The organism is Pseudomonas sp. LBUM1669 (genome assembly GCF_059695705.1).
The window spans coordinates 671,350-685,356 of sequence record NZ_CP166784.1; the positions used below are offsets into that span (position 1 = coordinate 671,350).

Consider the following 14,007-nt stretch of genomic DNA (forward strand, 5'->3'; position numbering starts at 1 on the left):
TTCATTGATCTGAACGTCTGATGAGCCGTGCCTTCCGGGCTGGCACGGCTCAGCGGCGTCGCATAAGACCGATGAAAAACAACCCGCCAATCGCCGCCGTGGCCACGCCAATCGGCAAGTCCTCGGGGGCGATCAGGGTGCGCGCGGCGACATCGACCCACACCAGAAACGCACTGCCCAACAGTGCGCACACCGGCAACAACCGCCGATGTTCGGCCCCGACCAATCGACGGGCAATGTGCGGCACCATCAGCCCGACAAACCCGATCGACCCACTGATCGACACCAATACGCCGGTCATCAGCGACGCAATCAGAAACACCCGCAGGCGCACGGTACGCGCATTCAAGCCGAGGGTGACGGCAGTCTGTTCGCCGGCCATCAGCGCATTCAACGGGCGGGCCATGCCGAGTAACAACACCAGGCCCGACAACACACTGACGGCCGGCACTGCAAGCAACTCCCAGCGCGCCAACCCGAGCCCGCCGAGCATCCAGAACATCACCGCCGAACTCGCCCGGTGGTCGCCGAGGAACAGCAGCAAATTGGCAATCGCCATCATCACGAACGACACCGCCACGCCGCAAAGCAGTAGCCGGTCACTGTCCAGACGACCGTTGCGATTGGCGATCATCAGCACGATCAACATGCTCAGCAGCGCGCCGATAAACGCTGCGATCGGCAAGGTCAGCAAACCGACGATTTCACCCACGTGCAGCACCACAATCACCGCGCCAAGGGTCGCACCGGAAGTGACCCCGAGCAGGTGCGGGTCGGCCAATGGATTGCGCGTCACCGCTTGCAACACCGCGCCGATCAGCGCCAGGCCAGCACCCACCAGTGCGCCCAACAGCATGCGCGGCACACGGATCAACCACACGATGTGTTCCTGCCCGGCGGTCCAGTCCGGAACGCCGACCCCCAGCATCTTGTGCAGCAAGATCCGCCACACCACGTCCACCGGCACCCGCGCCGGCCCGAAGCCCAGGGACACCACGCACGACACCAGCAACAGCGCGCCGAGCATCACCAGCAGCAAGGCATAGCGACGGTCCATCATTCGCCGTGGAAACCTTTGGCCAGGGTTTCAACCGCCAGCACGTTGTCGATGCCCGGCGTGGCCTGCACATACGGAATCACGATGAAGCGCTGGTTCTTGATCGCGTCCACCGATTGCAGCGCCTTGTTGCTGCGCAGGAATTGCTCCTTCTGTTCGGCGGTGACTTCGCCGTAGTCGACGATCACGATCACCTGCGGGTTGCGCTCGACCACGTTTTCCCAGTTGACGCGGGTCCAGCTCGCCTCGACGTCCTCCAGAATGTTACGCCCGCCCGCGGCGTCGATCAGTGCCTGCGGCATGCCGAGGCGGCCGGAAGTCATGGCGCGGTCTTCGCCGCTGTCGTAGAGGAACACCCGCGGTTTGTCGGCGGGCAGATCCTTGCGCACCTCGGCGACTTGCGCCTGCATCTGCGCGATCAAGGTGTTGGCGCGATCCTGCACGTCGAAGATTTTGCCGAGGTTGCGCAGGTCGTTGTAGGTGTCTTCCAGGCTGGCCGGTGGGCGCTTCATGACAAAGGCGCAGGACTCGGTCAGCTCGTAGACATTGATACCCAGCGGTTGCAACGTTTGAGGCGTGAGGTCGCCGCCCACGCGCATGCCGTAATCCCAGCCGGCGAAGAAGAAATCGACGTTGGCATTGAGCAGGGTTTCCACCGACGGGTATTTGGCTGCCAGCTCTGGCAAACCGTCGAGGATGGTCTGCATCTGGGGCGTGACTGACTTCCAGCCGGTCACGCCACTGTAGCCGGCCATGCGCGGTTTGAGGCCAAGGGCGAGCATCATCTGGGTCATGTTGATGTCGTGGCTGACCGCGTGTTTCGGCGCCTGCGTGAAGGTCACTTCACGGTTGCAGCTCTGGATCGTCAACGGGTATTTCGTGGCCTCGGCCAGCGCGTGGGCACTGCCCAGCAACAGCGTGAAGCAAAGCAGGGAACGCAAAGTCATGGTTGGGTTATCCAGGTGATTCGTGGGTAGCCGTGCAACGGGTGTTCATCGATCAGCGCTTCGACGCCGAACACGTCGCGCAGTAGCGGGGCGGTCAGGACTTCTTTCGGTGTGCCGCTGGCGACGATGCGACCGTGATTGATCACGTACAAACGATCACAGAAAGCGGCCGCCAGATTGAGGTCGTGGATGCTCGCCAGGGTGCCGATTTTCAAGCGTTTGACCAGTTGCAACAGTTCCAGCTGATAGCGCGGGTCGAGGTGGTTGGTCGGCTCGTCGAGGATCAGCAATTGCGGTTGTTGGGCCAGGGCGCGGGCGAGGATCACACGTTGTTTTTCTCCGCCGGAGAGGGTGGCGAAGGCGTGGTCTTCGAAGCCTCTGAGGCCGACGGACGCCAATGCTTGAGTCGCGATATTCCGGTCTTCGAGGGTGTCGCCGTCGAACAGGCCTTTGTGCGGCGTGCGGCCCATGGCGACCACCTCGTCGACGGTCAGGCCAAAGGCGTCGGGGAACTCCTGCAACACCACGGCGATGCGTTGCGCACACCAGCGCGAGGATTGCTTCCAAACGTTGTGGTGGTCGAGCCGGACTTCGCCGCTCTCGGGCTTGCTGAAGCGATAAGCGCAACGCAGCAGGCTGGTCTTGCCGCTGCCGTTGGGGCCGATCAACCCGACGAACTCACCGGCGGCCACCTGCAAGGACGCATCACGCAGCTGGAACTGGTGATGGCAGTGGCCGTGGCCCAGGGGCGTCCAGGCGAGGTGTGTGAGGTTCAGCGAGGTCATGCGTGGTCTCTTTGAGGACGCCTTCGCGGGCAAGCCTCGCTCCTACAGGATTTGTGTCGTACGCGATTTTTGTGATCGACATAAGTACTGTAGGAGCGAGGCTTGCCCGCGAAGAGGCCAGATGCTTAAAACATATAATCAGCAGTGACGAAAAACGACCGCGGTTCGCCAAGGATCCACTGCTGCCCCTCATTGTATTGGCTTTGCGCGTACTGCCGGTCAAACAGATTGTTCACCTGCAACCCCAGCGTCGTATCACGTAGCGCCTTCCACGATAGCGTGGCATCCACCACGGTGTAACTCGGCAGCTCGTTGCGGTTGGCCATGTCCGCATAACGGGCATCGACGTACCGCAATCCGGCGCCGGCCTTCACGTCATCATTGATTGCCTTGCTCAACCACAGATTCGCCGTGCGCCGTGGCACGTCCACAGGGCGGTTGCCGTTGCGCGACACCGGAACACCGCTGACTACTTCTTCGAAATCGTCGTACTTGGCTTTGACGATGGCGGCGTTGGCTTGCAGTTGCCAGGCATGCGGCAGTTGCAGATCGAGGCTGGCTTCCAGGCCATTGGACGATTGCTGGCCGACTTGCTGCTTGAGCGTCGGGTTGCCCGGATCGTCGGTCAGCAGCTTATTTTTGACGATGCGATACGCCGCCAGCGTCCACTCGCCGCGCTGATCCCAGAACATCTGCTTCACGCCGATCTCGGTTTGCTTCGCCGTCGCCAGGTCATATTGCTGCTGGCTCGGGCTCAGGGAAATCAAGCCGCCGACTCCGTCAGTGCTGGTGGCGTACTGGCCGTAAAACGAAGTGTCTGGCGTCAGCGCAAACACCAGCCCGGCCTTCCAGTTGTTGCCGGTCAGGGTCTTGTCGCTTTGGCTGCCATCGACCAGGTTGTCGCGATCCACATGCACGTAGTCACGGCGCACACCGGTCACCAGCGACCAGCGCTCGCTCAGTTGCGTGCGGTTTTCGGCGAAGGCCGACATTTGTCTGGTGGTGCTCTGAAACTGATCTCGGTACGGATCGGCACTTTCAAATCGACCCGGTTGCGGGTGATACAGATCCACCGGTTGACCGTTCGGCAACACATCATTGAACGGCGAATTGCTGTCGAGCTGGAAGCGGATGCGGTTGTAATCGACGCCGGTCACGGTCTGGCTGTCGAGGCCGAACAACGTGTGTTTGAAGGTGAGCGTCTGACGGTCACCGACCTGTTCCTGTTTGTGGCCGATGCCGAAATAACCGCTGCGGCTCAGTTGTTGGGTGTTGCCGTTAAAGTTGTAGTTCTCGGCGTTCTGCCAGCGGCGCTGGGCCTTGAGGTAATACAGTTCGTTGCTCGAACTGACATTCTCGGATATCTGCCAGTTGCTGGTCAGCCGGGTCCATTGATCGTTGTAGTGCTGCTTGTCGTTGCTGACGTTGTAGTTCTTGTCCCGCAGGCTTTCTTTGAAGCGGCCATTGATCAGCGGCGTGCCGAAATAATTCATCGGCTTCTGATCGCCGTAATCGTGGGCGAGGGTGAACGCGAGATCGTCGGTTGCCTGCCAGCGCAATGCGGCGCTGATGAAGTCACTGGACGAGTCACCACGATCGACCCAGCCATTGCTGCGCAGGCGATTGAGATTCAAGCGGTAGCTCAAGGTGTCACTCAGAGAACCGCCGCTGTCGAACGCCTCTTGCTGGCTGTCGTAGGAGCCGTAGCCAAGGCGCACGTGGTTTTCGATCTCGCCGGCAAACGGCTTTTTCGGAATCACGTTGACCACCGCCCCGGTCGCGCCTTCGCCGTACAGCACTGACGCGGGGCCGCGCAGCACATCGACGCGCTCCACCGACCAGGCGTCGACCGGGAAGGTGACAGTACCCATGCCGGTGTACATGCGGTTGCCGTCATACAACTGCATCACCGAACTCTGCCCGGTAAAACCCCGCGCCGACAACGACGTGCCGCCATCGCCCGGCGTACCGGTGCGGCTGATGCCGGTGCTGCGCGACACCGCATCCTGCACGCTGCGATCACCGCGCGCGCGGATTTGCTCACCGGTCAGGCTTTCGACGCTGGCGGGGGTTTCCATTGCCGTGAGGTTCAGGCGCGAACCGGCGGTGGTCGGGGTGTTGAGGCTGACGGTTTCGTCGTCATCGGCCTCGGCGGTGATGGTGCCGGTGGGCAGCGTCAACGGTTGTGCGTGGGCGCTGTGGTTCATGGTGAGCAGGCAGAGGCCGGACAAGAGGTACTTGTTCATCGTGACGGTGAATCACTTCTTCAAAAGAAAACCCGCAGCCAGGGCTGCGGGTCAGGCGGTGCATTTAGAGTTTTGCAGTAACACTAAAATTCACCGGGAGATAAGCGCGGAAAGTCTACAGATCCCTCTAAACCGCGCATCTCGCCTGCTTCATGATGAAGATGAAGCCGATTCAGTTTGCCGGGTGAATCGCGAAAACAGCACGCGATCCAGCACCCACACCACCACCAGCGAAGCACCCACCAGCGGAAACGCCACGGCCAGGGCGAACATGATGACCATCGCGGTTTTCCATTTCGGCAGGTCGTGGCGCAGCGGTGGAACACCGAACTTGCCTTGCGGACGACGTTTCCACCAGATCACCACGCCGCTGACGGCGCTGAGCAAAATCATCAGGCAGATCAGCAGCACGATGATCTGGTTGAACACGCCGAACATCTTGCCTTCATGCAACATCACGCCGATTTCTGTGGCGCGGGCGACCGTGCCGTATTGCTCGTAGCGCACGTCGGCGAGTACATCGCCGGTGTACTGATCGACATGCAAGGTGGCGTCGTTGCGCGGGTCGTCCGCGAACACGGCGATGGTGAAAACGCCCGTCGCGGTTTTCGGGAAGGTGATGCTGTAACCCGGTTCGACCTTGCGCTGCACGGCGATGTTCTGCACATCTTGCAAGCTGATGGTCGGCGCCGCGGGCCCTGCATTGGCGCCTTCGTGAGCCATGTGTTCGGCATGGTCGCCGGACATCGGCATCGGTGTGTTTTCCATCGCCCAAGGCACGGTCTGGCTCGTGGCGGTGTTGAGGCTGCGGGCCTCGACGTCGGACTTGGGCACGTTGTCCCACATCGCCGCCGGAAACACGTTCCACACCTGTGCGTATTTCTCACCCCAGAACCCGGTCCAGGTCATGCCGCTGAGCAGCATCACCAGCAGCAACGATGCGCCCCAGAAACCGGTCACGGCATGCAAATCACGCCACAGCACCCGACCACGACTGCTCAACCGCGGCCACAGAATGCCGGCCGCCTGGCCACGCGGCCACCACAGGAACACGCCGGAAACCACCAGCACGACGCCCCAGCCGGCGGCCAACTCGACCAATCGATCACCGACGGTGCCGATCATCAATTCGCCGTGAATCGCTCGCGCCACTGCTTGCAGATTCATCTTGGCGTCTTGCTCGCCGAGGATGTCGCCCTGGTAGGGATCAACGAATACGTTGAGCTCGGTGCCGCCATCGATCACGACAAACTGAGCGCTGCGCTCGGCGTTGACCGGTGGCAGGTACTGTTTGATCGTGGCTTGTGGATACGCCTGTTTCACCCGCTTGAGCAGATCGTCGGCCGGGACGCTGTGATGCCCGGCCGGTACGTTCATCAGGCTGCCGTACATCAAGGGATCGAGTTGCGGCTTGAACAGGTAAATGACGCCGGTCAGGGCCAGCATCACCATGAATGGCGCGACGAACAGACCGGCATAGAAATGCCAGCGCCAGGCCAGATTGTAGAAATTCACTTTGGGCTGTTTCATCATGTGTGCTCCGCTTTGGCTTGGTTCTTTTGTTGTTGTCTGGTGACTGCTGCGCAGTCATTCGCGGGCAAGCCTCGCTCCTACAGGAGTTGTGTTATTCGCATCGTTTGTGATCGACGCGAATAATGTAGGGGCGAGGCTTGCCCGCGAAGCTCTTAAAAGCTCATATCCACCTTGGTCCAGAGCGTTCGCCCCGGTTCTTTAATGGCCTGCGGGTCATTGGCCGGGTAGCCAAAACCGGCGTTGCCGGCCAGGTTCAAATGCTCGGCGTAAGCCTTGCCGAACAGGTTGTCGACGCCACTGCTGACCTTCCAGTTTTTGTTGATGCGGTAGGCGCCATTGAGCGAGAACACGCCAAAACCGGGGGTCTTGTCGAAGTCCTTGCCGACCACGTTGCCCTTGTTCCGGTCGATGCGGTTTTGCGCCGCGACCACGCGCCACAAGGCCCCGGCGCTCCAGTTGTCTTCGCTGTAGGTCAGGCCGAAACGCGCGTCCAGCGGCGGCATTTGCGGCAACGCGTTGCCATCGCTGCTGTTTTTGCCCCAGGCGTAGGCCAGGGTCGCGTCGGCTTTCCAGTTTGAAGTCAGTTGGTAGGCTGCACCGAGTTCGCCGCCCATGATTCGCGCGTCGATGTTCTGGGCCTGGGACGTGGTGCCCATCGTCGTAGGGGGGTAATCGAACAGGATGTAATCGCGCACCTGGCCGATGTAACCCGAGGCCCAGGCTTCAAGGTCTTCGGTCTTGTATTGCAGGCCGAAGTCGAGCTGGGTGGTTTTTTCAGGCTTGATCGAATCGAAAGCGTTCACCGATCCAGCGGGGCCGGACTTGGGCGAAAACAGTTCCCAGTAATCCGGGAAACGCTGGGTGTGACCGAGGCCGGCGTAGAGCGTGGTCGGGCTGTCGGCGAGGTCATGCTCGTAGCGCACGAAACCGCTTGGCAACGTGTCGGCGCGGGTGTCGTCGGCGGTCGGATTGGGGCGAGTCATCATCCCGGAACCGGTGGTCTGCCGATAATCCTTGGCGGAGGCGCGGTCCAGGCGCGCGCCGGTAATCAACCGGTCACGGTCGGCGGCGTACCAGGTCAATTCGCTGAACACGCCGTAGTTGTGGAAGTCGGCATCCTTGGTGTACGGCAGGTTTTTGTAGGTGTCGACGCCCATGCTGCCGCGTTGGCGATGCTCGTTGGTCTGCGCATCGATGCCGCTGATCAACTGCACATCGGCCCAGCGCCAGGTGGCCTTGATTCGTGCGCCGAGGGTGCGGCGGTCGACGTTGGAGGCCATCGGGCCGGCCATCATCCCGGTGCCGGACGGCGTGCGCAGCGTGTAGTTGTCCATCACGTGGTCGGCGTAGTTGTAGTAGATCTGCGCTTCGACCTTGTCCAGCACCTCGCCGATGTTCGATTTTTCGAACCGCAGGCCCAGGCTTTCACGCTTGAACTGCGAGCCGTCCATGCCGCGCCCGGCGTAACGCGCCTCGCCATCGCCCTTGCCGGCGGTCAGCTCCAGCAGGGTGTCGGCGTCCGGCGTCCAGCCGAGCGCCACGTCACCGTTCCATTTGTCGTAGCGCGACGGCACGGTGTCGTTGTTGCCGTCCTTGTAGTCGTCGGCGTGCGCGGTGTTGCCGATCACGCGCACGTAACCCAGCGGACCGCCGGCAGCGGCGTCCACCACTTTGTCAAAGCGGCCGTTGGAGCCGGCCAATACGCTGGCGTTCACACGCGTACCGAGTTCGCCGAAGCTCTCCGGCTCACGCTCGAAAAGGACGGTGCCCGCTGATGCGCCCGGTCCCCACAGCACGGTTTGCGGGCCTTTGATCACGGTGAGTTTGTCGTAGGTTTCCGGCGAGATGTAGGAGGTGGGCGCGTCCATCCGGCCGGGGCAGGCGCCGAGCAATTGGCCGCCGTTGGTGAGGATGTTCAGCCGCGAGCCGAACATGCCGCGCAGCACCGGATCTCCGTTGGTGCCACCGTTGCGCACCAGGGCGAAGCCGGGGATGGTTTTCAGGTAGTCGCCACCGTCGCTGGCCGGAACGGGTTGGCGCGGGTCCTTGGGGTTGGTAACGATGGTCAGCGGCGAACTCGGCGCAATGGCGGTGATGACCGTCGGGCTCAGTTCTTCACTGTGGCCCGCGTGTTCGTTGGCCAACACCGTGGGTGTCAGCAATGCGCCGCAAAGGACGGCGGTGGCGTGCCTGAAACGAATACTCGATCCGTTCGGGGCAAAAGAAGCTTGGGCAGGGCTCAAGCGTGTGTCAGCAGCAAACCTGGACATGACAATTTCCATCGAACAGTCGTAAACGACACGGCCGGAAACCGGCGCAATCCTTGTGGGAGCGAGCTTGTGTGGGGAGCGAGCTTGCTCGCGCTGGGCTGCGTAGCGGCCCCTTTTGTGAGTGCTGCGCACTCAAGCGGGAGCAAGCTCCCTCGCCACACTAGTCCACCGCCACAAGTTGCTTTGGTTGTCTTCGAAACCGTGTGAAATCAGAGGTGGGTGTTTACGCGACGATGGGCGGGGCGCGGGTGCGGGCGCCGGGGAAGACGGTGTGCCGGGCATGGCCCAGACGAGGGGAGGGAGCGGTGAAGGTGGTGGCTGGTGGTGTATCGAACGCGACGAAGGTCTGGCCGCCGGTCAGCGCCGGGCAATTGAACAGCAGGCTGCAATAGCCGCATTTTTCCCAAAGGGCGTGGTGCGAGGCTTTGGGCGGGCAATGTTCGGCGGCGGGTTGTGCGTCGTGGTCGGCGTGCTCCATGGCCGACATGTCCATGCTCATGTCCATCGACATGCTCATCGACATCGACGAGGCGCGTTGATCCATCGGCATCGACTGAGAAATCAGCGGGCCGATAAAGATCATCAGCATGGCGAACAGGCTGATCCAGCTGCCGCGCGTCAGGCATAACGACTGACCACGGTGTGCGGATGACCTGGCGCTAAGCGGGCGCATGGGCGTGTTCAGCTCAGTCGATTACTGGCCGTGGGCGTGCTTCTGCATGTCTTCCGGCGGCTTCTTCTGCACGGCGACTTCGACGGTCACATCACCGGCCTTTTCAAAGTGCATCGTCAGCGGAAAACGCTTGCCGTCGCTCAGCAGGCTGCGGTCTTTCAGATTCACCAGCATCACGTGATAGGCCATTGGCGCAAACGTGACGTTGCCACCGGCAGGAATCTCGACGCTCGGCACCTGCTGCATTTTCATCAGGTCGTTTTGCATGATGTGCTCATGCAATTGCGCTTCACCGGCAATCGGCGAGTCGACGCTGAGCAAGCGGTCGGCCGTTTTGCCTGGGTTCTGAATGACAAAATAGGCCGCTACGGTTGGCGCATTGGGCGGCAACTCCTGCGACCACGGGTGAGCGATCTCCAGCTCCCCGGCCTTGTATTCGTGGGCATTGGCAAAGCAGGCAGGCAGCAGCAACGCAGCCATTACGATGAGTTTGTTCAACATGGCAGTTCTCCAGAGCGATTCAAAACGCAGGTCAATTGCGAGAAGGAATCACACCAGAGGGGACGCGCGGGGGTTGAGACTCGGCCATTGCTGGCGCGGAGTGGGGGTGTCGAGAGAGGTGGCTGGCACGCTTCGATTGGCCTCGAAACGGGCGAAATACAGCTGCGGCACATGCCCCGGCAACGCCACCAGCGGGGCGGAGCCTGAACAGCACCAGCAATGCTGCATGTTGGAGTGATCGTCGTTCTGTGGCGCTTTCTGCTCAAGGTCGCCCAGGGAAATCGCCACCATCTTCGTGCCGCTGGACGTACAGAAACTGCCCCACAACAATTGCTCGGCGGATGATTTCGCCGACTGCGCCATGGCTCCGGTCATCGGCATGGCGAGCATGTTGAACAGCACTGCGAAGCAGGCGATCCAGGCAATTGCGAGCCGTTGTCGGGACATGGGACAAAATCCGTTGGGTGGGCGATCAGGCGCGGCTATTTAGCCTGATCAGGGCCGATAAGTAAAAAAGCGGCGTGCGGTGTGGTGTCGCAGTGCCAGAGTTAACAGAAGCAACAGCCTGTGAGCCATTTCCGCTTCGCCATTATGAAAGAGTGTAGCGACTTCGATTCGGATTGCCTGAGCAAAATGTGGGTCACTTTGAATTCGTGCACGGATGGTGTGTTTGACGTCCCTGAACGCCAAACGGATGAAACGTCCGTCTCCCGAATCCTCCTCTTCACTAGCCTTGAGGTAGTTCCACATATCGGCAGGTGTACGGAGAAACTCCGCAATATCGAAACGAGAGAATTTTTCAGTCATTCGTATTCCGAGCGCGACATTGATGATGCTCGGAAATATAGGGGTGGGGTTACGACCCGACTAGTCAGCCGAATTGGGTGATGCTGTGTGTGCGGTCCGATAGAGATGTAGGGCGTTGCGCATTTCCTGTGGTGGATTCTGCGGTCAGGGCTGCCAGCACATCTGTCACCGACCCAAACTCCCGATCCACCCCCGGCAACTCCGGCCGCTGCAACACAATCACCGGCACCCCACGCTCCCGCGCCACTTCCAGTTTCGGTTCGGTCGCGGTGCTGCCGCTGTTCTTGCTGATCAGCACATCAATCTGCCGCCGCTCAAACAGCGCCCGTTCATCCTCGATCATAAACGGCCCGCGTGCGCCGATGACTTCGCAGCGTTCGTTGCCGGGGTAAACGTCCAGGGCGCGCAAGGTCCAGAATTGCTCCGGCGGGATTTCGTGCAGGTGCTGCAAGGGTTCGCGGCCGAGGGTGAACAGCGGTCGGCGGAAGGGTTTCAGGGCTTCGATCAGTTCGGCCCAATCGCTAACGTCCCGCCAGTCATCCCCGGCCTGTGGTTGCCAGGCAGGACGGCGTAACGCCCAGCATGCAATGCCGCTCAGCTGCGCGGCGGTCGTGGCGTTGTGGCTGATTTGTGCGGCGTAGGGGTGGGTCGCGTCCAGCAGCAGATCGATCCCTTCATCGCGAATGAATTGCGCCAGGCCTTCGGCACCGCCGTAGCCGCCGACGCGCACCTGGCAGGTCAGGTCCGTCGGCACGCGCCCGACACCGGCGAGGCTGTAGATGTGTTCTGGCCCGAGGGTGCGGGCGATGGCCAAGGCTTCGGTCACGCCGCCCAGCAGCAAAATGCGTTTCATTGAAAAGCGCCTGCATGGCCGACAATCCCGCCCTGGCGATCGATGGCAAAGACTTCAACCTGAACCTGCGCTGGCACCACGCTGCGGGCGAAGTCCAGTGCGTGCTGACACACCGCATCACCGAGGGCGATGCCCGCCGCGCTGGCCATCGCCAAGGCTTGCTGGCTGGTGTTGGCCTCGCGAATGCCTTGTTGCAACGCCTCGTCGGCGCCCATCGCGGCGGCCCATCCCGCCAGTTGCGGCAGGTCGATGCTGGAATGCCGGCTGTGCAAATCCATGTGCCCGGCTGCCAGTTTGCTGATCTTGCCGAACCCGCCGCACAGGCTGAGTTTATCCACCGGCACTTTGCGCACGTGTTTGAGCACGGCGCCGACGAAGTCGCCCATTTCGATCAGGGCGATTTCCGGCAGGTCGTAGACGCGGCGCATGGTGTCTTCGCTGGCGTTGCCGGTACACGCGGCGATGTGCAGGTAACCGTTGGTTTTGGCGACGTCGATGCCCTGGTGGATCGAGGCGATGTAGGCCGCGCAGGAAAACGGCCGGACGATGCCGCTGGTGCCGAGAATCGACAACCCACCCAGAATGCCGAGGCGCGGGTTCATGGTTTTCAAGGCCAGCGCCTCGCCGTTCTCTACGTTGACCGTCACCTCAAAGCCGCCGCTGTAGCCGAGTTCTTCGGCCAACAACGTCAGGTGCTCGGTGATCATTTTGCGCGGCACTGGGTTGATCGCCGGCTCGCCGACACCCAGCACCAGCCCCGGGCGGGTGACCGTGCCGACGCCACGCCCGGCGCTGAAACGGATACCCGGCTCGCGGCTCAGTCGCACCTGGGAATACAGCAACGCGCCATGGGTCACGTCGGGGTCATCCCCGGCATCCTTGATCGTCCCGGCTTCGGCGCCATCGTCGATCAGGCGGCAGAACTCCAGGCGCATCTGCACCTGCTTGCCCTTGGGCAGCACGATCTCCACGGCGTCAGCACTGATGCCCCCCAATAGCAAACGGGCCGCGGCGAGGCTGGTCGCGGTGGCGCAGCTGCCCGTGGTCAGGCCGCTGCGCAGGGGGGCGGGTTGTTCGGCGGTTTCGTCACGCATCGAAGGGCTTCGTCACGTCCAGCAAGGTAATCGGCAGCGCCTGGCGCCAGGTGTCGAACTCCCCCAGCGGCTGGGCCTGGGCGACGTGAATGCGGGTCAGCTCACCGCCATGGCGTTCGCGCCAGGCCATCAGGGTCACTTCGCTTTGCAACGTGACGGCGTTGGCGATCAGTCGGCCACCGGGTTTGAGCTGTGCCCAGCAGGTGTCGAGCACACCTTCGCGAGTGACGCCGCCACCGATGAAAATCGCATCCGGGGGTTCGAGCCCGTCCAGGGCTTGCGGCGCACTGCCGCGAATCAGCTGCAAACCGGGTACGCCGAGGACGTCGCGGTTGTGTTCGATCAGCCGTTGCCGACCATCATCTGCTTCGATCGCCAGCGCGCGGCAACTGGAGTGAGCGCGCATCCATTCGATGCCGATCGAGCCGCTGCCGGCGCCAACATCCCACAACAGTTCGCCGGGGACCGGTGCCAGGCGAGCAAGGGTGATCGCGCGGACGTCGCGTTTGGTCAGTTGACCGTCGTGCTGGAAGGCCGAGTCTGGCAGGCCGGCCAGTCGCGAGAGCCGCGGGGTGTCCGGCGCGGCGATGCACTCGATGGCGATCAGGTTCAGATCGACGACCGCTGGATCGTTCCAGTCTTTGGCCAGCCCATCGATGCGCCGTTCGTCTGCGCCGCCCAGATGTTCCAGCACGCTGAGACGGCTCGGACCGAAACCGCGTTCACGCAGCAGTGCGGCAATGGCGGCCGGGCTTTGGCCATCGTTGCTCAGTACCAGCAAACGCACGCCGCTGAACAACTGCGCGTTCAACGCGGCGAGGGGCCGGGCAACCACCGAAAGCGTCACCACCTCCTGCAACGGCCAGCCCATTCGCGCTGCCGCGAGCGAGCAGGAGGAGGGCGCGGGCAGGATCAGCATTTCGGCGTTGGGCACTTGCCGGGCAAGGCTGGCGCCGACGCCGAAGAGCATTGGATCACCGCTGGCCAGCACACAGACCGGTTCGCCACGCAGCGCCAGAACGGGTTCGAGGGAGAAAGGACTGGGCCACAGCTGCCGCTCGCCACGGATGCAGGCGGGCAGCAAATCCAGTTGTCGCTGGCCGCCAATGATCCGCGAAGCGCGCAACAGGGCGTGCCGGGCATTTTTACCCAGGCCCTTGAAGCCGTCTTCACCGATTCCTACTACTGTCAGCCAGGGTGACATCTGTAGCCCTCAAAAATAGTCTTCAAACGCGCTGTTC

The 14,007-nt window shown here is 62.0% G+C and carries 13 protein-coding genes; all 13 read right to left on the reverse strand.

The window, feature by feature from the left end; all coding sequences use genetic code 11:
* Positions 1–49: 49 nt before the first annotated feature.
* On the reverse strand, positions 50–1,060 hold the full coding sequence (locus ACA051_RS03010; protein WP_497373442.1) for a FecCD family ABC transporter permease: 1,011 nt from the start codon (positions 1,058–1,060) through the stop codon (positions 50–52).
* The gene (locus ACA051_RS03015; RefSeq protein WP_497373443.1) at positions 1,057–2,004 is read right to left on the reverse strand and encodes an ABC transporter substrate-binding protein; all 948 of its coding nucleotides are present in this window, start codon (positions 2,002–2,004) and stop codon (positions 1,057–1,059) included. Before ACA051_RS03015 ends, ACA051_RS03010 begins: the two co-directional genes overlap by 4 nt.
* Positions 2,001–2,789, reverse strand: a complete 789-nt coding sequence (locus ACA051_RS03020; RefSeq protein WP_497307535.1) for an ABC transporter ATP-binding protein — start codon at positions 2,787–2,789, stop codon at positions 2,001–2,003. The genes ACA051_RS03015 and ACA051_RS03020 overlap by 4 nt, the downstream gene beginning before the upstream one ends.
* A 125-nt stretch (positions 2,790–2,914) precedes the next feature.
* Positions 2,915–5,035 (reverse strand): TonB-dependent receptor, encoded by a 2,121-nt coding sequence (locus ACA051_RS03025; RefSeq protein WP_497373444.1) that lies wholly within the window; start codon positions 5,033–5,035, stop codon positions 2,915–2,917.
* A 150-nt stretch (positions 5,036–5,185) separates the two neighbouring features.
* Positions 5,186–6,565 (reverse strand): PepSY-associated TM helix domain-containing protein, encoded by a 1,380-nt coding sequence (locus tag ACA051_RS03030; RefSeq protein ID WP_497307539.1) that lies wholly within the window; start codon positions 6,563–6,565, stop codon positions 5,186–5,188.
* Positions 6,566–6,720: 155 nt separating this feature from the next.
* Entirely contained in the window at positions 6,721–8,838 is a 2,118-nt protein-coding gene (locus ACA051_RS03035) for a TonB-dependent copper receptor (RefSeq protein WP_497373445.1), read from the reverse strand.
* A 223-nt stretch (positions 8,839–9,061) separates the two neighbouring features.
* Positions 9,062–9,511, reverse strand: coding sequence for a DUF2946 domain-containing protein (locus tag ACA051_RS03040; RefSeq protein ID WP_497373447.1), 450 nt, complete (start codon positions 9,509–9,511; stop codon positions 9,062–9,064).
* A gap of 21 nt (positions 9,512–9,532) precedes the next feature.
* On the reverse strand, positions 9,533–10,012 hold the full coding sequence (locus tag ACA051_RS03045; RefSeq protein ID WP_497307545.1) for a copper chaperone PCu(A)C: 480 nt from the start codon (positions 10,010–10,012) through the stop codon (positions 9,533–9,535).
* 48 nt (positions 10,013–10,060) lie between these two features.
* Positions 10,061–10,459, reverse strand: a complete 399-nt coding sequence (locus ACA051_RS03050) for a DUF2946 domain-containing protein (RefSeq protein WP_497307547.1) — start codon at positions 10,457–10,459, stop codon at positions 10,061–10,063.
* Between the two features lie 48 nt (positions 10,460–10,507).
* Positions 10,508–10,819, reverse strand: a complete 312-nt coding sequence (locus tag ACA051_RS03055) for a helix-turn-helix domain-containing transcriptional regulator (protein WP_497307549.1) — start codon at positions 10,817–10,819, stop codon at positions 10,508–10,510.
* Positions 10,820–10,883: 64 nt separating this feature from the next.
* Positions 10,884–11,672, reverse strand: a complete 789-nt coding sequence (locus ACA051_RS03060) for a cobalt-precorrin-6A reductase (RefSeq protein WP_497373448.1) — start codon at positions 11,670–11,672, stop codon at positions 10,884–10,886.
* Entirely contained in the window at positions 11,669–12,766 is a 1,098-nt protein-coding gene (locus tag ACA051_RS03065) for a cobalt-precorrin-5B (C(1))-methyltransferase (RefSeq protein WP_497373449.1), read from the reverse strand. Before ACA051_RS03065 ends, ACA051_RS03060 begins: the two co-directional genes overlap by 4 nt.
* A complete protein-coding gene (gene cbiE / locus ACA051_RS03070; RefSeq protein ID WP_497373451.1) occupies positions 12,759–13,970 on the reverse strand; it encodes a precorrin-6y C5,15-methyltransferase (decarboxylating) subunit CbiE in 1,212 nt (403 codons plus the stop codon). The genes ACA051_RS03065 and cbiE overlap by 8 nt, the downstream gene beginning before the upstream one ends.
* Between the last annotated feature and the right edge of the window lie 37 nt (positions 13,971–14,007).